The organism is Rhodococcus sp. WB1 (assembly GCF_001700945.1).
GTDB classification, from domain to species: domain Bacteria; phylum Actinomycetota; class Actinomycetes; order Mycobacteriales; family Mycobacteriaceae; genus Rhodococcus; species Rhodococcus aetherivorans.
In genome coordinates, this window is sequence record NZ_CP015529.1 from 2,741,269 (window position 1) to 2,759,661 (window position 18,393).

At 71.7% G+C, this 18,393-nt stretch carries 15 protein-coding genes; 8 read left to right on the plus strand and 7 right to left on the minus strand.

Annotation, left to right across the window (positions count from 1 at the left end; all coding sequences use genetic code 11):
* Positions 1-10: 10 nt before the first annotated feature.
* The gene (locus A4U64_RS12050; RefSeq protein WP_006930639.1) at positions 11-1,030 is read right to left on the minus strand and encodes an Rv2578c family radical SAM protein; all 1,020 of its coding nucleotides are present in this window, start codon (positions 1,028-1,030) and stop codon (positions 11-13) included.
* A 74-nt stretch (positions 1,031-1,104) separates the two neighbouring features.
* On the opposite strand from A4U64_RS12050, the gene A4U64_RS12055 reads away from it, so the two are divergent.
* Complete coding sequence (locus A4U64_RS12055; RefSeq protein ID WP_029543516.1) at positions 1,105-1,464, plus strand: RidA family protein; 360 nt, start codon at positions 1,105-1,107, stop codon at positions 1,462-1,464.
* A 60-nt stretch (positions 1,465-1,524) separates the two neighbouring features.
* Here A4U64_RS12055 and A4U64_RS12060 read toward each other — a convergent pair whose 3' ends face one another.
* From A4U64_RS12060 to A4U64_RS12075, 4 genes are read right to left on the minus strand one after another with little or no spacing between them, the layout of a single operon-like run.
* Positions 1,525-3,495, minus strand: a complete 1,971-nt coding sequence (locus A4U64_RS12060; protein ID WP_006930635.1) for a 5-oxoprolinase/urea amidolyase family protein — start codon at positions 3,493-3,495, stop codon at positions 1,525-1,527.
* Complete coding sequence (locus A4U64_RS12065) at positions 3,492-4,148, minus strand: urea amidolyase associated protein UAAP2 (RefSeq protein WP_006930633.1); 657 nt, start codon at positions 4,146-4,148, stop codon at positions 3,492-3,494. Before A4U64_RS12065 ends, A4U64_RS12060 begins: the two co-directional genes overlap by 4 nt.
* Before the next feature lie 2 nt (positions 4,149-4,150).
* Positions 4,151-4,990: an urea amidolyase associated protein UAAP1 gene (locus A4U64_RS12070; RefSeq protein WP_050035160.1), complete on the minus strand. Its 840-nt coding sequence runs from the start codon at positions 4,988-4,990 to the stop codon at positions 4,151-4,153.
* Between the two features lies 1 nt (position 4,991).
* Positions 4,992-6,536: an amino acid permease gene (locus tag A4U64_RS12075; protein WP_037200858.1), complete on the minus strand. Its 1,545-nt coding sequence runs from the start codon at positions 6,534-6,536 to the stop codon at positions 4,992-4,994.
* A 199-nt stretch (positions 6,537-6,735) separates the two neighbouring features.
* On the opposite strand from A4U64_RS12075, the gene A4U64_RS12080 reads away from it, so the two are divergent.
* From A4U64_RS12080 to A4U64_RS12110, 7 genes are all read left to right on the plus strand, one after another.
* Positions 6,736-7,413 carry a TetR/AcrR family transcriptional regulator gene (locus A4U64_RS12080; protein WP_065922601.1) on the plus strand — a complete coding sequence of 226 codons (678 nt, stop codon included), beginning with the start codon at positions 6,736-6,738 and terminating at the stop codon, positions 7,411-7,413.
* A gap of 35 nt (positions 7,414-7,448) precedes the next feature.
* Positions 7,449-7,796 carry a type VII secretion target gene (locus A4U64_RS12085; RefSeq protein ID WP_065922602.1) on the plus strand — a complete coding sequence of 116 codons (348 nt, stop codon included), beginning with the start codon at positions 7,449-7,451 and terminating at the stop codon, positions 7,794-7,796.
* Positions 7,793-9,034 carry a hypothetical protein gene (locus tag A4U64_RS12090; protein ID WP_065922603.1) on the plus strand — a complete coding sequence of 414 codons (1,242 nt, stop codon included), beginning with the start codon at positions 7,793-7,795 and terminating at the stop codon, positions 9,032-9,034. Before A4U64_RS12085 ends, A4U64_RS12090 begins: the two co-directional genes overlap by 4 nt.
* Positions 9,035-9,150: 116 nt before the next feature.
* Complete coding sequence (locus A4U64_RS12095) at positions 9,151-11,766, plus strand: carboxylate--amine ligase/circularly permuted type 2 ATP-grasp protein (protein ID WP_065922604.1); 2,616 nt, start codon at positions 9,151-9,153, stop codon at positions 11,764-11,766.
* Between the two features lie 30 nt (positions 11,767-11,796).
* Positions 11,797-13,581 (plus strand): N-acetylglutaminylglutamine amidotransferase, encoded by a 1,785-nt coding sequence (locus A4U64_RS12100; protein ID WP_065923481.1) that lies wholly within the window; start codon positions 11,797-11,799, stop codon positions 13,579-13,581.
* 14 nt (positions 13,582-13,595) lie between these two features.
* Positions 13,596-15,485: an alpha/beta hydrolase family protein gene (locus tag A4U64_RS12105; protein WP_065923482.1), complete on the plus strand. Its 1,890-nt coding sequence runs from the start codon at positions 13,596-13,598 to the stop codon at positions 15,483-15,485.
* A 30-nt stretch (positions 15,486-15,515) separates the two neighbouring features.
* On the plus strand, positions 15,516-16,679 hold the full coding sequence (locus A4U64_RS12110) for an amidohydrolase (RefSeq protein WP_065922605.1): 1,164 nt from the start codon (positions 15,516-15,518) through the stop codon (positions 16,677-16,679).
* Between the two features lie 65 nt (positions 16,680-16,744).
* Here A4U64_RS12110 and A4U64_RS12115 read toward each other — a convergent pair whose 3' ends face one another.
* Positions 16,745-17,089: a J domain-containing protein gene (locus tag A4U64_RS12115; RefSeq protein ID WP_006940988.1), complete on the minus strand. Its 345-nt coding sequence runs from the start codon at positions 17,087-17,089 to the stop codon at positions 16,745-16,747.
* A 613-nt stretch (positions 17,090-17,702) separates the two neighbouring features.
* Entirely contained in the window at positions 17,703-18,119 is a 417-nt protein-coding gene (locus A4U64_RS12120) for an Hsp20/alpha crystallin family protein (RefSeq protein ID WP_029543498.1), read from the minus strand.
* Positions 18,120-18,393: the final 274 nt, after the last annotated feature.

Genomic DNA, 18,393 nt, shown 5'->3' on the forward strand with positions numbered 1-18,393 from the left:
GCAGCGCCGCTCAGAACAGGGTGGGGTCCGCCGACTCGGCTGCCGGCCGCGGCGGCGCTGCGACCGGGCGCCGGTGCTCGGCCACGCGCGCGCCGAGCCCGTAGCGGGACACCAGCGGATCGACGCGGTCCTTCAACCACGTCTTGTACTCCGGTGAGACGTACGCGCCGCGGCCGTAGATCTGCCGGTACCGCCGGATCAGGGCGGGGTGCTCCTGACCCAGCCACGACAGGAACCAGCCGCGGGTGGCGCCGCGCAGATGCATCGGCAGCACCGTCACGCCGGTCGCCCCCGCCGCCGAGATCGCACCGAGCAGATCGTCGAGGTGCCGGGTGGAGTCGGTGAGGCACGGGATGACCGGGGCGACCATGACGTGGCAGGGCAGCCCGGCGTCGCTGACGGCCCGGATCAGGTCCAGACGTGCCTTGGGCGACGGGGTGCCGGGTTCGATCTGCTTCTGCAGGTCGGGCTCGCCGATCGCGAGGGAGACGGCGACGCCGATGTCGACCTGCCCGGCGGCGAGGGTGAGCAACGGCAGGTCGCGGCGCAGCAGCGTGCCCTTGGTCAGGATCGAGAACGGGGTGCCGGATTCGGCGAGGGCCCGGATGACGCCGGGCATCAGCCGGTAGCGGCCCTCGGCCCGCTGGTACGGGTCGGTATTGGTGCCCAGGGCGACGTGCTCGCGCTTCCACGACCGTCGCGCGAGTTCGCGGCGCAGCACGGCCGCGACGTTGGTCTTGACCACGATCCGGCTGTCGAAGTCGCGGCCCGCGTCGAGGTCGAGATACTCGTGGGTCGGTCGGGCGAAGCAGTATCGGCACGCGTGCGAGCAGCCGCGAAAAGTGTTGACGGTGAAGCGGAACGGCAGGTTCGACGCCTCGGGGGTCTTGTTGAGCGCGCTCTTGCACAGCACCTCGTGGAAGGTGATGCCCTCGAACTCGGGGGTCTGGACGCTGCGGACGAGCCCGGCCCGTTCGAGGCCGGGGAGCGCGCCGTCGTCGACGTCGAGAGTCTGTGCCGCCCACCGCATGCAGCCAGTCGAACATACGTGCTAAGGACAGTCAAGCGCGGGGCGGCGGGGGCGGCCTGACAGAATTCCGGGCCATGACCCGTGTGAACATCTCGTCCGGCTCCGAATGGGAGCCCAGGATCGGCTACTCCCGCGCCGTGCGCATCGGCAACCAGATCGCCGTGTCCGGCACCACCGGCGCCGGCGACACGCTCGCCGATCAGACGCGCGCCGCACTGAAGACCATCGAGGCCGCGCTCGGCGAGGCCGGCGCCTCGCTGACGGACGTGATCCGCACGCGCATGTACCTCACCGACATGTCGACATGGGAGGAGGCCGCGCTCGTGCACGGCGAGGTGTTCGGCGAGATCCGCCCGGCCTCCACCATCCTCGAGGTCTCGAGCCTCATCGACAAGGGCCTGTTCATCGAGATCGAGGCCGACGCCGTCGTGTAGGCGGCTGCGCCGCCGGTGCGTCCTTCGGGCGGCAGGAACAGCCCGAAGGACACACCGGTGCTACGCGCCCGCGGCCTCCCAGCGGGCGCGCTCGGCGGCGAACGCCACCGACTGCACCTGCTGGAAGGCGTCGATCGACGCGGCGTTGCCGGCCAGGAACCGCTGATGCTCGGCCAGGGAGAACGTGCCGTCGGTGATGTCCACTCCCCCGCCGCGGCCCGCCGCGAGGTCGGCGCGCAGGTCCATCAGCTCCTCCGGTTCGACGGGATACCAGGAGATCCGGTCGAAGAAGCGCAGCAGCCACGGTGTGCCGGCCTCGAACGGGCCCGCGGCCTGCGGGTGGCGGTGGTTCCACACCTGGGTCGTGCGGCCGACGAACTGGTAGCCACCCGGGCCCTCCATGCCGTAGATGCACAGGTACGCCCCGCCGATGCCGACGGCGTTCTCCGGCGTCCACGTGCGGGCCGGGTTGTACTTGGTCGTCACGAGCCGGTGCCGCGGGTCGAGCGGGGTCGCGACCGGCGCCCCGAGGTACACGTCGCCGAGACCGAGCACCATGTAGTCGGCGGCGAAGACGGTGTCGAACACGTCGTTCACCGAATCGAGGCCGTTCATCCGGCGGATGAACTCGATGTTCCACGGGCACCACGGCGCATCCGCCCGCACCCCGTGCATGTACCGCTGGATCGCCTCGCGGGTGGCCGGGTCGTCCCACGACAGGGGCAGGCGCACCCGCCGGCTCGGCACCACGAGCTCGTCGCTCGCCGGGAGCTGCTCCTCGGCCTCGGCGAGCAGATCGAGCAGCGTCGGCACCGGCAGCACGTCGGGGTCGACCTTGACCTGGAGCGACCGGATGCCGGGGGTGAGTTCGAGCAGGCCCGCGGGGCGTTCGGTGTCGAGCCGCCGGTGCAGCGCGTGCACGCGGGCCCGCAGCGCGAGATCGAGCGTCATGTCACCGTATTCGACCAGGACGTTGTCGTCGCCGCTGCGCCGGTAGGTGACGGCGGTGTCGCCGTCGCGGCGGGCGAGGACGCCGTCGTCGCCGTCGCCGCCGGGCGAGACCACCAGCGACAGCCCGGCGCGACGGGCGACGCCGAGCGCGCGGCGCGACGCGGCGTGCTCGGCGCGGACAGGCACGAACCGCACCGTGTGCCCGGGCGCGAGCTGGCCGAGCTTCCACCGGTCCGCGGCGACGACGGTGACGGGACAGACGAATCCGCCCAGGCTCGGGCCGTCCGGCCCGAGGAGGATGGGGGTGTCACCGGTGAAGTCGAGCGCACCGACGGAGTACGCGTTGTCGTGGATGTTGGACGGGTGCAGGCCGGCCTCCCCGCCGTCGGTGCGTGCCCACTGCGGCTTCGGCCCGGTCAGGCGCACGCCGGTGCGGTCGGAGTTGAAGTGCACCTCGTAGTCGGTGGCGTAGAGCGTGTCGATGTCGCTGCGGGTGAAGAACTCCGGAGCGCCGTGCGGGCCCTCGGTGACGGCGATCTCCCAGCGGGCGGTCATGGCTGGCACGTGTTCGGCCGGCACCGGGACGGCCGCGCCGGTCGCGACCTCCCCGACGACGAGCACGTCGCCCTCGGTGAGGGTGCGGCCCTCGTGGCCGCCGAACCTTCCGAGGGTGAAGGTGGCTGCGCTGCCGAGGAATTCGGGGACGTCGAGTCCGCCGCCGACGAGTACGTACACGCGCAGGCCTGGGCCGGCGACGGCGCCGACGTCGAGCACGCCGCCGGCGGGGACGGTGACGGGACGCCACTGCGGGACCACCGTGCCGTTCACCGTCACGGTCGCCGGGGCGCCGGTGACGCACACCTCGGTGGCATCGGTGAAGCGCAGGGCCGGCCCGGCCATGGTGGATTCGAGGCCGGCCGCGCCCTCGGGGTTGCCGAGTGCGGCGTTGCCGAGTCGGAACGACAGGTCGTCCATCGGGCCGGAGGGCGGGACCCCGATCTGCCAGTACCCGGTGCGGCCCGGATAGTCCTGCACCGTGGTGAGCATGCCGGGACGGTCGACGGTGATCTTGGTGGTCATGACGGTCGGGCCTCCGGTCGGGTGACGATCATCCGCACCGTGGTGGGGTCGAAACCGTTGCACGGATTGTTGATCTGCGGGCAGTTGGAGACGAGGACGAGCACGTCGCGGTCGGCGCGCAGTGCGAGGCGCTTGCCGGGCGCGGAGAGTCCGTCGACGATGCCGAGGGTGCCGTCGGGGTCGACGGGCACGTTCATGAAGAAGTTGATGTTGGACACCAGGTCGCGTTTGCCCAGGCCCCACCGGGCACCCTCGACGAGGAAGTTCTCGACGCAGGCGTGCTGGTGCTTGGTGTGGTGGCCGTAGCGCAGGGTGTTCGACTCCTGCGAGCAGGCGCCGCCGACGGTGTCGTGGTTGCCGACCTCGTCGGCGACGAGGGTCATCAGTTCCTCGCCGTCGGCGGCGCGCAGCACCGAGCCGGCGGTGAGGAACAGGTTGCCCTGCGCGGCGACGGTGGCGGCGGCGCTGTAGCGGACGGTGGTGTCGTGGGCGTCGTAGATCAGGGTGTCGACGGCCTGGTTGCCGTGCAGATCGACGATGGTGAGCACGTCGCCGGCGGCGACGACGGCCGACCACGGTCCGCGGGCGCCGGCGATCTCGTCGCGGATCACGGTCCCGGGGACGAGCGCCGGCAGGTCGAGGGTCGAGGTCATGATCAGTGCTCCGTTCCGGTGGCGGCAGTCCAGGCGTCCTCGGTGTTGAGGACGGCGCGCCGGTATTCGGGGTCCGTGTTCGGCAGGGTGTCGAGGTCACGCGGGGCGTGCCAGGCGAGCACCTCGAGGGTGGTGGTGGGGAACCCGGGTGCCGGGTCGAGGGGGTGGGCGGTGTTGGCGATGAGTGCGATCACCGGCAGGTGGATCAGCAGCTCGACGCAGGCTCCGGCGCCGGCGGTGCCGGTGCTGGTCAGGGCCCCGTCGGCCGCGACGCGCACGCCGTGGAAGAACGAGAGGGACGGCGGCAGGTCGCGCGGGGCGAGGCCGTGCTTCGCGGCGGCGACGGTGAACAGCTCCCGCCCGGCGGGGGCGTGCGAATGCAGGCTGCCCGCCCCGTATTTCGCCGTGTTCCCGGCGAGGTTCGTGGTGCCGCACAGGGCGTCGTGGCGGCCGGATGTGTCGGCGACGACGGTGGCGAGCACCCGGCCCTGGTCCGACAGCAGCGGGTGCCCGACGCCGAGGTAGGCCTGCCACGGCACCTTGACGGTGTCGGCGACGTTGAGCCGCTCGTGCGGGGCGTCGGCGCGGAAGAGCAGCAGGTGGGCGCAGGCGGCGCCGTCGATGTCACGCAGCCGCAGCCGGGTGCCGCGGGCGAGGACCTTGGCGGTGTAACGGCCGCCGGGCACGGTCTCCGCCCAGGTCATGGCGGCGGTGCGGCCGCCGGGCGGGGTGGGGTACGCGGTGGCGGGCACGGTGGGCATGCCGTCGGTGACGGTGCCGGCCTGCGCGCGGGCGTGCGCCTTGGCGGCGTGGGTGGTGGCGGTGTCGAGGACGCCGGTCATCTCAGGCTCCGATCGTGACGGGGTTCGGGTGCGCGGCGCGGCGCGGGAAGCACAGGGCGCCCAGAGCGACGACGGCGGCGACGGTGAGCGGTGCGGCCCACTGCAGCAGCGGCATGGTGCCGTCCGGGTTGAAGATCTCGGCGCGCGGCCAGGACAGGTTGATCACCATCAGCAGGCCGTACGCGACGGCAAGGGCGTTGACGGGCAGGCCCCATCGGCCGAGGGAGAACAGCGGGTCGCCGTCGGCGTCGGTCGCCGTGCCGTCGTGCGGCCAACCGCGCAGCCGGCGCAGCAGCAGCGGCACGGTGACCATCAGGTACGCGAGGTAGATGAGCACGATGCACACGCTCGACAGAGTCGCGAAGATCGCGCTGTTGCCCATGTTGACCGCGAGGATGCCGATGCACACCACGCCGATCAGCACGGCCGGCGCGATGGGGGTGCCGGTGCGGGCGTTGACGTGCGAGAGGATCTTCGACGCGGGCAGGCGCTCGTCGCGGGCCATCGAGAAGATCAGGCGCGACGCGGCGGTCTGGATGGCGAGGGTGCAGATGAACACGGCGATGGCGACGTCGACGAGGAGCAGCGTGCCCCACGGTGAGGACAGGATGGCGCCGAGCACGTAGGGCAGGCCCTCGGCGGCGAGGCGGCCGTCGGTGAGGCTGGGGGCGGCCATGAGGGCGCCGAGGATCATCAGGCCGCCGCCGAGGGCGGAGACCGACAGGGCGAGGCGGATGGTGCGGGGTGCGACGCGCCGCGGGTTGCGGGTCTCCTCGGCGAGTTCGCCGGCCGAGCCGAAGCCGACCATGACGTACGCGGCCATGAGGCCCGAGACGATCCACGCCCAGCCGTAGCCGGGGGCCTCCCCGGTGACGCCGGTGTCGAGGACGACCTGCGGGCCGCGGACGGCGTGGGTGAAGAACATGCCGATCACGGCGACGACACCGACGATCTCGCAGGTGACGCCGATGCTGTTGATCCGCGACATCCAGTTCACGCCGATGCTGTTGATGATCGTGGTGAGCACGAGCAGCACCGAGCCGAGCAGGACGGCATTGGCGGCGCCGGAGGAGGAGGTCAGCGACGGGTCGTCGCCGATGATCTGGAATCCGCTCCAGATGTTCGGCAGGACCACCTGCAGGGCGATCGCGGCGGCCGAGGCGGTGACCATCTGGGCGAGGATCATGAACCAGCCGGCGAACCAGCCGACCACCTCGCCGCCCATCCGGCGGGCCCATTGATAGATCGCCCCGGAGATCGGATAGCGCGCCGCGAGTTCGGCGAAGTTCAGGGCGACCATGAACTGACCGGCGAAGACCACCACCCACGTCCAGAAGAAGGCGGGGCCGCCGAAGCCGAAGCCGAGGCCGAACAGCTGGAAGATGGTCGTCAGGATGGAGACGAACGAGAAGCCGGCGGCGAAGGAGGCGAACTTGCCGAGGTTGCGGTGCAGCTGCTGCTGGTAGCCGAATTCGCCCAAGTCGCCCGCGTCCTGGTGCGAGGCGGTCGGTGCAGCGGCAGCCGGCCGGGTGAGCGTCAGGCTCATGGCGGTGTCCGTTTCTGTGCGCGGTGGCGGCGGCCGGGTGACCGTCGAAAAACTGTCGAGTGACAGTTTTCGCGAGGTCACGTCTTGTCCGAATGACCGCGGCGTAACGAGTTCGTGACCGACGTTTCCTCCGTGTGACGGTCTGCTCACCGCCCGCCCGGGGCGCTGTCACCGTCCGATCTGTGCCATCGTCGAGGACGTGACCCACGCCCGTCCCGGACGCCCCCGACTGCACCGGCCACGCCGGCCCGGTTCCACCGCGCGCGCCGAAATTCTCGACGCCGCAGCAGAACTGTTCACCACCCGTGGATTCGCGTCGACCTCGACGCGGCTCGTGGCCGAGGCGGTCGGCGTCCGGCAGGCCTCCCTGTACAACCACTTCGCCACCAAGGACGACATCCTCGCGGCGCTGCTCGAGCAGACCGTCGCCCCCACCCTGTCGTTCTGCGAGCACCTCGGCGACGACGCGCCCGCCGAGGCGCGGCTGTACGCCCTGGCGCTGTTCGACACCGCGCAGCTCGTCGCGGGACGCTGGAATCTCGGTGCGCTGTACCTGCTTCCGGAGGTGCGCACCGAGCGCTTCGCACAGTTCCACACCGCCCGGACCGGTCTGCGCGAGTGCTACCGGCGGCTCACGGTCGCCGTCCTCGACCGCCTCGGCGCCGGCGCGGACGCCGACGACCCGCGCGCCGATCTGCCGTTCCGGCTGGTCGAATCCGCCATCAACATCCGCGCGGACCGGGGCACGGACGCCGTCGCCGACCTGCCCGACGTGCTGGCGGAGGCGGCGCTGCGCGTGCTCGGATTCACCGCGCCCGCAGAGCCCGTGCGCGACGTCGCCCGCACGCTCGTCGCCCGTGTCGCCGACTCGAGTTAGAGTGCTGCCCACGCGAATCTGATTGGGGGGTCATCATGAGCGGTTTACTCGACGCTGTCGGCTCGTTCTCGACGGGAGGCGGCGTCCGTGTCGTACCCGACGGGGTCCGGGCCTTCGGCAGCACATCCCTGCGCGCCGCGGAGGAGGTCGCCCGCGCGGGCGCAATAGATCTGCAGGCCAACGTCTCGTCGCTGAGCCCCGCCATGGGCCTGATCGGCGCGGACTTCGTCGCGGCGTTCGCCGTCACGCAGGGTGCGCACACCCGCACCGTCGCGCAGCTGGCATACGTCTACGCGTCCGGCGGTGCCGCCGCGCACGACGCCGCCACCCGGTACGAGGCGCTCGACGCCGCGGTCGCCGCGGGACTCGGGGGCGCGCGGTGATCGCACAGGAGACGCCGGTCGCTTCGCCCACCGTCCTCGACGCACTGCGCGCGTCCCCCGCCGGCCCGGCCCTCGACCTGCCGCTGCCCGCGCCGCCGGCCCCGCCGTCGTGGTCGCCCGAACCCGAGCTCGACGCGATAACCGAAGTGCTGCAGTCTCTTCCGATTCCGGCAGTGCCGGGAATCGACGAAATGCTGCGTCCACTGCGCGACCTCGGCGACCTGTTCGGTACCGGCATCGTCGACGCGCTCGATCCGTCGGCGGTCCTGCAGCAGTCGTCGCGGATGCTCGACGGCGCGGCGTCGCTGGCCCGCACGGCACTGCACGCGCTGCCGGACTCGTGGGCGGGCGCACCCGCCGAGGCGGCGCTCGACAAGGGTCGCCAGGCCCAGGTCACCGCGGTCGAGCTGAGCGAACGGGGCGACGAAATCGGGGCCGTCACGCGCGCCGCCACCGCGAGTGTCGAGCGGGGCAACGTCGAACTCGGCGGGATCGCCCAGTCCTTCCTGGCCTTCGCCACCGCGACCGCGCCCGTCGCGCTGACGCCGCCGGGTCAGATCGCGCTGCTCACCGCCGCCGCCGAGCATGTATCCGCGGCACTGGCGGTGGTCGCGCGTACCCGCGGTGAGCTTCTCGGCTACACCACGGCGATGAACGCCCTCGCCGCACCCATCGCCGTGCCCGCCCCCGTCGCCGCGCCCTGCCTGCCGGCTCCGGCCGACGTCGCAGCGGCGGCCACGGGAGCCGTAGACACCGTCGCCGGCGCGGTCGGTGTGTCCGACGACCTTCCCGCGCAGACGCACGCCGCGGCGTTCGGGGGTGGCACCGTCACCGCCGGCCCCACGATGACCGCCGCGACCGCACCGGTGAGCACCGGCGCCGTGGCACCGGGCGCCGGAGGCGCCGTGGCACCGGGTGCCGGAAGCGCCGTTGCACCGGGCGCCGGAAGCGCCGTGGCGCTGGGCGCGGGAGGCGCCGTGGCGCTGGGGACCGCGGGCGGGGGTCCCGCCGGCACGCCGTCGGGCCCGCGACCGCCCACGTCCGCTCCGGTGACGGCCGCAGCTGCGGCCGCACGTCATCCGCTCCCCGCCGCCGTCCCGGGCACCGGACGCGCCGACGAGGACGCTCCGCGACGGGCGCGTCCGACGATCCTGGTGACCGCGGCGAACACCACCGCCGTGATCGGCGAGGTGCCGCCGGCGACCGCCCCGGTGATCGGGGCCGGCGACGACTGGTGATTCCGAGTCCCCCGCCCCGGCGCGCGGGGCGGGGACACGGTCGACGGCCACGCTGGTGTCCGTGACCCGCGGTTTCCTTCTGCGAGGACGATCCGGGCCGCGTAGCGTGTAAACGCATGTTCGGTGGCGGTGCCCGCAAGCTTGGTGTCGAGGAGGAATTCCACCTCATCGACGCGAAGACTCGGCGTCTCACGCCGCGCGCCCCGGAACTGCTCGCGCGCCTGCCCGGCGACGTCTACGTCGAGGAACTGCAGCGCTGCGTCGTCGAGGTCAACAGCGGCGTGTTTCCGGATCTCGCGGGTCTCCGCGCAGATCTGGTGCACCGCCGGTCCGTTCTCGTCGACACCGCCGCCGAGCTCGGCCTCGGCATCGCCGCCGCGGGCGCGGTCCCACTGGCCGTGCCCGCGGAGATGCAGGTCACCGAGACGCCGCGGTATCGCCGCATGCTGGCCGACTACCAGCTCCTGGCCCGCGAGCAGCTGATCTGCGGCACCCAGGTGCACGTGGACATTCCCGACCGGGACGAGGCGGTGCAGGTCGCCAATCGGGTCGCCCCGTTCCTGCCGATCTTCCTCGCCCTGAGCGCGAGCTCGCCGTTCTGGGCCGACGGCACGGACACCGGATATGCCAGCGTCCGCAACCTGGTGTGGATCCGGTGGCCGAGTACCGGGCCGGCCGCGCCGGTGTCGTCGGCCGCCGAGTACGACAAGCTCATCGCGGACCTGGTCTCGACCGGCGTGATCACCGACCCGGGCATGGTGTACTTCGATCTCCGCCCGTCGGACCGGTATCCGACCCTCGAGCTGCGCGTGTGCGACAGTTGCCCGTCGGTGGACACGATCACGCTGATAGCCGGGCTGTTCCGCGCCCTGGTCGATCGGGAGGTGACCGACCTTCGGGCCGGTGTCCCGGGGCTCGACGTCTCGCCGACCCTGGTGCGCGCCGCCATGTGGCGCGCCTCGCGCTCCGGCCTCGAGGGTCCTCTGGTCGACGTGCGGTCGGCCACCCCGCGGCCGGCACGGGAGATCGTCGACGGACTGATCCGGTCGCTCCGGCCCCAGCTCGAGGGGAACGACGACTGGGCCCTGGTGTCGGAGCTCGCGGAGACCGCCCTGCAGGTCGGCAGTTCGGCCGCCCGCCAGCGGCGGGTGCTGCGCCGACGGGGCCGCCTGACCGACGTGGTGGACCTGCTTCTCGACGAAACCGCGGGGCGCGTGCGCGCGGTGCCGGAGATCGCCGATCCCGGTGCAACCCTGCTCCACGGCTACGTTCCGCTGCGAGCGGGCGACGTGGACGACCGGTACGACGAGGCCGTCGAGGTCGGCGGGCGTCCCCGACGCGAGTACGAGGCGGTCCTGGCCGCGGTGGCGCGGGTCGGTGCGGCCGAACTGCGCCGCATCCAGGAGTCCATCGACCGGGAACAGAGCGTCGACGGCGTGACGTTCCGGGTGAGCGGCGAGGATCGTGCCCAGGTCTTTCCCATGGACATCGTCCCGCGCATCGTCCCGCACACCGAATGGTCGCACCTGATCCCGGGTTTGCAGCAACGCGCCCTGGCCCTCAACGCCTTCCTCGGCGACATCTACGGCGAGCAGGCCGCGGTGCGGGACGGGGTGATTCCCTCCGAGTTGCTCGACCGTGCCCCGGGCTATCGGGCCACCGGGGCCGCCGCAGCAAATCCCCCGGTGCGCGCCCACATCTGCGGGATCGACCTCGTCAGCACGGGCCCGGGCGACTTCGTGGTGCTCGAGGACAACCTGCGGGTGCCGTCGGGCGTGGGGTATGCGATGGCGCATCGCGCGATGACGACACGGTTCCTCGGGGCCCTCGGCATGCCGGCCGACGTGATGTCCGTGGACTCGATGCCGGAGATGACGCGGCAGACGCTGCAGGCGGCGGCGCCCGCCGCGGCCGCGGGACCGGGCGTCTCCGTGGCGCTGCTCAGCGCCGGGTGGAAGGACTCGGCATGGTTCGAGCACCGGTTGCTCGCCGAGAAGTCCGGACTGCCCCTCGTGCTGACCGGGGAACTGTCGGTACGCGACGACGTCGTGTACCGACACCGGGGCCGCGAGGCCACGCGAGTGGACGTGCTGTACGTCCGCCTCGACGAGGACATGCTGCTGTCCTCGATCGGGCACGACGGGCACCCGCTGCGCAGGGGGCTTCGGGCCGCGCTGCAGGCCGGCAACGTGACGATCGCCAATGCCCTGGGGAACGGGGTCGGGGACGACAAGGCCGTCTATTCGTATGTGCCGGCAATGATCGAGTACTACCTCGGCGAGAAGCCGATCCTCGAGCAGGTACCCACGTGGGTGTGCGCCGAGCGTGAGCAACGCGACTACGTCCTCGACCGGTTGGCGGAGCTGGTGGTCAAGCCGATCGACGGGTTCGGCGGCGCCGGAATCACCATCGGCCCGGAAGCGTCGCGACACGAACTGCTGGAGCGGCGTCGGGACCTGCTCACCCACCCGGAGCGATACGTCGCGCAGGAGGTCGTGCCGTTGTCGACGCATCCGACGTTCGACGGGAGCGGCCTGTTTCCGCACCATATCGACCTGCGCGCATTCGTTCATCTTCGGGCCGAGGGGCCGTCGGTGCGTGCCCACGTCGCTCCGGCGGCGCTGACCCGGGTGGCCCCCATCGGGAGCATGGTCGTCAATTCGTCCCGGGGCGGCGGGGGGAAGGACACCTGGGTGCTCGGTCCCCCACGCGGCGCGGGCAGCGACGAATAACCGGAGGGCGTGAGCCGGAAGGAGAGCACGATGTGCGGTGTGTGTGGGGAGATGCGCTTCGACGGGGCTCCCCCGGACGTGGCCGCGGTCGGGCGGATGACCGACGCCATGAGCGCCCGGGGCCCCGATGCGGCCGGCCTCCACGCGCGCGGATCGGTGGCGTTCGGGCATCGGCGGCTGACGATCATCGACCTGTCGGCGCGCGGCAGCCAGCCGATGATCGACAGTGAGCTCGGGTTGGCACTGGTCTTCAACGGGTGCATCTACAACTACCGGGAGCTGCGCTCGGAACTGGAGGGGGCCGGCTACCGGTTCTTCTCGACGGCGGACAGCGAGGTGGTGCTCAAGAGCTTCCACCGTTGGGGCGCGGAATGCGTGCAGCACTTCAAGGGCATGTTCGCATTCGCCGTGCACGACACCGACACCGGCGCGGTGACCCTGGCCCGCGACCGGCTCGGCATCAAGCCGCTCTATCTGGCGGAGGGCCCGGGACGGTTGCGCTTCGCCTCCACCGTGCCGGCGTTGCTCCGCGCCGGCGAGGTCGACACCACCGTCGATCGCGTCGCGCTGCACCACTACCTGAGCTTCCACTCGGTGGTGCCCGCACCGCACACGATGCTGCGGGGGATCCGGAAGCTGCCGCCGGCGACCGTGCGGGTGATCGAGCCCGACGGTGGCAGCACCGAGCACCGCTATTGGGAGCCCGCATTCACGCGGGACCCCGCGCGGACGACGTGGACGGCCGTGGATTGGCAGGAAGCACTGCTGGATTCGCTGCGGACCGCGGTGAGCCGGCGAATGGTCGCCGACGTGCCGGTGGGGGTGCTGCTCTCGGGAGGCATCGACTCGAGCCTGGTCGTGGCGTTGCTCGCGGAGCAGGGCCAGCGAGACCTGGCCACGTTCAGCATCGGATTCGATCCGGCCGGTGGCGAATCCGGGGACGAGTATGTCTACTCCGATCTCGTGGCGCGGAGGTTCGGCACCGTCCATCACAAGATCCACATCGACTCGTCCCGGCTGTTGCCGGCGGTGCCGAAGACCGTGGCGGCGATGAGCGAGCCGATGGTCAGCCACGACTGCGTGGCGTTCTACCTGCTGTCGGAGGAGGTGAGCAAGTCGGTGAAGGTGGTGCAGTCCGGGCAGGGCGCCGACGAGATCCTCGCCGGCTACGACTGGTATCCGCCGCTGACGGAGGTGGCCCGGGAACGGTCCGCCGAGGCGTACGCGAAGGTGTTCGCCGACCGTACCCACGCCGACATCGTCGCGCTGCTCGACCCTCGGTACTCCCTCGATCACGACGCGAGTGGCGAGTTCCTGGCCGAGCAGCACGCCGCGGCGGGGGCGGCGACGGCGGTCGATGCGGCGCTGCGTCTCGACACGACGGTCATGCTGATCGAAGACCCGGTCAAGCGGGTCGACACGATGACGATGGCGTGGGGCCTCGAGGGGCGGGTGCCGTTCCTCGACCACGACTTCGTCGAACTGGCCGCGACCTGCCCGCCCGAACTGAAGCTGGCCTCCGGCGGCAAGGGCGTCCTCAAGGAGGCGAGCCGCAAGCACCTGCCGGCGGAGATCATCGACCGGACCAAGGGCTACTTCCCGGTGCCGGGCATCCGGCACCTCGACGGGGACGTACTGACCCTGGTGCGCGACGCAGTGCACAGCCGGAGCGCCCGCGACCGCGGGCTGTACCGGCCCGAAGCACTCGACGCGCTGCTCGCCGACCCGAACCGGCATCGCACCACCCTCGGGGCGAACGCCCTGTGGCAGGTGGCCCTGCTGGAAATGTGGCTCCAGGAAATGGAACAGCTGTGAGCGGCGAGACGGAGATGACCTCGGTGGCGCGAACACCGGATGCCGCGACGACCGCCGCGGCGGCACAGCCCCGCCACATCCGCTTCACGTCGGGTGCGTCGGTCGCGCCGGACGGCACGGCGATCGCTCATCTCGTCGACGACGGCGGCTATCCCCGTGCGGTGCAGCGGTTCCTGTCCGGCCGCGCCACGAGCGCGGCGCGGTGGGTCGAGTTGCCGGTGGACGGGCCGGTCACCCGGATCATGCACTCGGCGGACGGCCGTTGGCTGGCGTGCGAGGTGGCGCCCGACGCCGGTACGCGCACCCAGGTATGGGTGGTGAGCACCGACCCCGACGACCGCGGCGCCCGCCGCCTCGGGTCGGCCGGGGACTCGTCGACGGAACTCGTCGGGTGGGACGGGAACCGGGTGGCGACGGTCGCCACCGACGAGGAGGGGGTGGCGGAATCCCGGCTGGTGGACCCGCACACCCAGGACACCGTGGTGCTCGATCGCCGCGTCGGCGGTCACCTCGTCGACGCGTGGGCGGGGTCGGCGCTGCTGCGGGTCGGTCCGCGCGGCCACCGGGAGTTGCTGCTGCTGCACGAGGACGGCACGCGGATTGCGCTGCTACCCAACGACGTCGGTTCCACCACGGACGCCGGGGTCATTCTCGACGACCATCGGCTGCTCGGCATGGTGGACCAGCTTCGTTCGCCGTGGGCGTCCAGCGACGGCGAACCGGAGAGATATCTGCGTTCGCTGGTGCGCAGCGACAACGGCGCGGAGTTCGCGCGGCTGCTGGGCGTGGCGGTGTCGTCGGAGGGCGTGTCGTACCGGGTGCTGGCCGAGCGGGAGGACGGCGATCTCGACGAGTTCGCCGTGAGCGACGACCACAGCACGGTAGCCCTGCTGTGGAACCACAAGGGTCTGAGCCAGCTGCAGATCCTGCACCTGGCGGACGGCTCGCTCGACGACCCTCTCGGGTTGCCCGGACTGGTGGCGTCCGAACTGAGCATCAGCGCGGACGGCTCGCTGCTGGCGGTGACCGTGCAGGGTCCCGGAATGCCGCCTTCGGTGGAGATCGTCGATCCGCGGACCGGGGAGTGGGGCCCCGCGGAGGCCGCGCGGACCCGGATGGACGACGACGATCTGCCGACGCTGCTCGAGTTCCCGGCAGGGGACGGGACGCCGCTCTCGGGTTGGCTGTATCGGGCGCAGGGCGGCGGCCCGGGCCCGGTGCTGCTGTACTTCCATGGCGGACCGGAAGCCCAGGAACGGCCCGGATACAGCGACTACTACCCGGCGATCGTGGCGGCGGGATTCACGGTCTTCGGGACGAACGTGCGCGGGTCCGGCGGTTTCGGGCGGACGTTCATGCACGCCGACGACCGCTACGGGCGGTTCGCCGGGATCGACGACGTGGCCGACTGCGTGCAGTACCTCGTCGACCACGGCATCGCCGATCCCGCCCGGGTGGCGTGCGCGGGCAGATCGTACGGCGGCTACCTGACGCTGGCATCGCTGACCTTCCACGCCGAGTTGTTCGCCGCCGGGATAGCGATCTGCGGGATGAGCGACCTCGAGAGTTTCTACGCCAACACCGAGCCGTGGATCGCGGCGGCGGCCTACCCCAAGTACGGGCATCCGGTGCACGACCGGGAACTGCTGCGCGAGCTCTCCCCCATCCACCGGATCGCGGAACTGCAGGCACCCCTGCTCGTGGTGCACGGGGCGCACGACACCAACGTGCCGGTCAGCGAGTCGGAGCAGATCGTCGCCGCGGTACGGGACCGGGGTGGGATCGCCGAGTTCCTCCTGTTCGACGACGAGGGCCACGACATCGTCAAACGCGAGAACAGGGACGTGCTCGCCGAGGCCATGGTGAACTGGCTGACGAGCCGGCTCGGTACGGCCGGCCCGTAGATGTCACCGAACCGACGGAGTTCTCGACGGATGACGATCGACCACGACCGCCTCGTCGCCTGGCGACGGGACCTGCATGCCCACCCGGAGCTGTCGTTCGCGGAGTTCCGGACCACCGCCCTGGTGCGCGATCAGCTCGTCTCGCTCGGGCTGGACCCGGTGACGCTGCCCGGCGGCACCGGCCTGTGGTGCGACGTCGGCCCGGACACCACCGGATGCATCGGGTTGCGGGCCGACCTCGACGCGTTGCCGCTGACCGAGACCACCGGGTTGCCGTACGCGTCGACCGTGCAGGGCGTGTGTCACGCGTGCGGGCACGACGCCCACACCGCGATGCTGCTGGAGGCGGCCACCGTGCTCGCGGCGGATCCGCCCCCGCAGCGGGTGCGGTTGATCTTCCAGCCCGGCGAGGAGACCACCCCCGGTGGTGCCCTCGAGGTCGTCGCCGCGGGTGGCCTCGCCGGGGTGTCCCGGATCTTCGCCCTGCACTGCGCCCCCCAGCTCGAGGCGGGCAAGCTCGCCACCCGCGCCGGGCCGATCACCTCGTCCGGGGCCGTTCTCACGGTGCGGTTGTCCTCCCCCGGCGGCCACTCGGCCCGCCCGCACCTGACCGGCGACCTGATCCACGCGGCGGGCGTGCTGGTGACCGGGTTGGCGTCGGTGCTCGATCGGCGCCTCGACGCCCGCACCGCCACCGTGCTGACATGGGGCCGGATCCACGCCGGCCACGTCGGCAACGCCATCCCCGAGTCCGGTGAACTGGTGGGCACGCTGCGCAGCGCGTCCCATCGGACGTGGGCGACGGTCGAGCCGCTGGTGCGGCGCAGCGTCGCGGAACTGCTCGCGCCCTACGCGGTGGACCACGAACTGGACTACGTGCAGGGCGTGCCGCCGGTGGTCAACGACGCCGAGGCAACCGCCGAGATGCTCGCCGCGATCGAGTCCGTGGTGGGCCTCGAGAATCTGGCCGAGGCGGGACAGTCCAGCGGCGGCGAGGACTTCGCGTGGTATCTCGAGAACGTCCCGGGAGCCATGGCTCGATTGGGAGTCTGGGACGGGACGAGTCCGCGACACGATCTCCACAAGCCCGACTTCGAACTGGACGAACGAGCCCTGGTGTACGGGGCGCGCACCCTGCTGGCCCTCGCCTACGGAGGCAAGTACGAACCTCGTACGCCTGACGCGAGCGAATGAACCATGCTGTCGGACTGATCGAGTGAGCGATACATTCGCTCGGGGGAAGCGCCCGCGCGGCGCCGTCACCGGTGGCGACGGACGGGTCCGGCCCGGATGGGCGGATCCGCCGCGGGAGGCGGGTCCGAGCGACGCACGGTCACCCGGACGGACCGCGCGGAGGGCCGGGGGGCCGTGTCGGCACGGCGCCGGTCGTACTCCGCGCGGCGGTGCGGATCGCGCAGGACGGCGTAGGCCGCGACGATCCTGCGCAGCTGCTCGTCCGGATCCGGACCGAAAGGGACATCCGGGCTGCGGAGGTCGGGGTGGTGCTCGCGGAGCTTGCGACGGAAGGCCGCGGTGATCTCCGCCTGCCCGGCAGACCCGGGCACGCCCAGCACGGCGTAGAGATCGGGTTCCCTGCCGGACACGGCCCCGCCCTTCCCTTCCGTTGTCGACGCCCGAACGGCGTGACGGCGCGTGACAGGAGCGAACGCCCGGCCACCCGCCGCGTGGATGGGTACGAACGGCGGGTGGCCGGGCGTCGGCGATGATCGGGTGCGGCCCGCACTGTGTGTGCCGAATACCGGCGGTGCGCTGCCCGGTCACCGGCTCCGGGCCGGTGCCCCGCCCAGCGCCTCGTAGCTGCCGTCCGGGCGGGCGGCACGCACGTCAACGCCTGGCGACTCTGCTGCGATGTCGTATCACCGTCCTTTCGCTACTACGTGGCTTCGGCGGGCCGATCCGGTACGGACCGGAGGAGAGCGCTGCGTGGCAACCACTTCCCCCGGAGCCCGCGTCCCGGCTCGACCCGGCGGTCCCGCGGTGCGCGCCGCGCCCCGCGGACGACGGACCGCGGCGGTCCGGCACCTCGGGTCCGCCACCGGTCGTCGCGGCCGGGGCCACTCGAGCATCTCCAGCTCGAGATCGAGCAGGAGCAGCTCGAGGTCCACGCCGTCGACGGTGGGCGGCTGCCCGACGGGCGGTTCGGCAATCAGGTCGAGTTCGTCCATGGTCGTCTCCCGGGGACACGCCTCGGACGGATCAGCCGTCGATCGCCTTCTTGTCGCCTACCGCGATCTCGATCTTGCGCGGCTTGGCCTTCTCCGCGACCGGGATCGTCAGCCTCAGCACGCCGGCGTCGTACGTCGCCTCGATGTTGTCGGTGTCGAGGTTCTCGCCGAGGAACAGCTGCCGGCTGAACACTCCGCGCGGGCGCTCGGCCGCCACCATCTCCTGACTCTGGTCGCGTGCCGGCCGCTCTGCGTGCACCGTCAGCACGTTCCGTTCGACGTCGAGGTCGAGCGAATCCTCGGCGACGCCGGGCAGATCGAACTCGACGACGAACTTGTCGCCCTCACGCCAGGCGTCCATGGGCATCACCGCGGGACGGGCCGCCGTGCCGAGAACCTGCTGCGCGAAGCGGTCGAGCTCGCGGAACGGATCGGTGCGCATCAACATCGTTTCCACCTCCACAGACTCTCTTCGTGCCGGTTGAGGAGAGCGGTCGATCTATGCTGGCCGCTACACCTTTCTTGTACCACTCACAACACAGCGGGGCAAGGAATTGTTCCCGGAAACCCCTCGAATTCCGCGCGGACGGACGACAATCCGCCTCGCAAAACCTCCCGCGCGCGGCCGGTGCCGGTTACGCTCGACCTACCGCATGATGCCGCGGTCGTTCCGGGGTGCCGTCTCAGGCCGAGCGGAGCGCCCGGCGCCGCAGCGACATCGC

Excerpts from the sequence above, each read along its gene's own strand:
- A4U64_RS12050 (WP_006930639.1), bottom strand. The coding sequence starts at position 1,030 with ATGCGGTGGGCGGCACAGACTCTCGACGTCGACGACGGCGCGCTCCCC.
- A4U64_RS12055 (WP_029543516.1), top strand. The coding sequence starts at position 1,105 with ATGACCCGTGTGAACATCTCGTCCGGCTCCGAATGGGAGCCCAGGATC.
- A4U64_RS12060 (WP_006930635.1), bottom strand. The coding sequence starts at position 3,495 with ATGACCACCAAGATCACCGTCGACCGTCCCGGCATGCTCACCACGGTG.
- A4U64_RS12065 (WP_006930633.1), bottom strand. The coding sequence starts at position 4,148 with ATGACCTCGACCCTCGACCTGCCGGCGCTCGTCCCCGGGACCGTGATC.
- A4U64_RS12070 (WP_050035160.1), bottom strand. The coding sequence starts at position 4,990 with ATGACCGGCGTCCTCGACACCGCCACCACCCACGCCGCCAAGGCGCAC.
- A4U64_RS12075 (WP_037200858.1), bottom strand. The coding sequence starts at position 6,536 with ATGAGCCTGACGCTCACCCGGCCGGCTGCCGCTGCACCGACCGCCTCG.
- A4U64_RS12085 (WP_065922602.1), top strand. The coding sequence starts at position 7,449 with ATGAGCGGTTTACTCGACGCTGTCGGCTCGTTCTCGACGGGAGGCGGC.
- A4U64_RS12095 (WP_065922604.1), top strand. The coding sequence starts at position 9,151 with ATGTTCGGTGGCGGTGCCCGCAAGCTTGGTGTCGAGGAGGAATTCCAC.
- A4U64_RS12100 (WP_065923481.1), top strand. The coding sequence starts at position 11,797 with ATGTGCGGTGTGTGTGGGGAGATGCGCTTCGACGGGGCTCCCCCGGAC.
- A4U64_RS12105 (WP_065923482.1), top strand. The coding sequence starts at position 13,596 with ATGACCTCGGTGGCGCGAACACCGGATGCCGCGACGACCGCCGCGGCG.
- A4U64_RS12110 (WP_065922605.1), top strand. The coding sequence starts at position 15,516 with ATGACGATCGACCACGACCGCCTCGTCGCCTGGCGACGGGACCTGCAT.
- A4U64_RS12120 (WP_029543498.1), bottom strand. The coding sequence starts at position 18,119 with ATGTTGATGCGCACCGATCCGTTCCGCGAGCTCGACCGCTTCGCGCAG.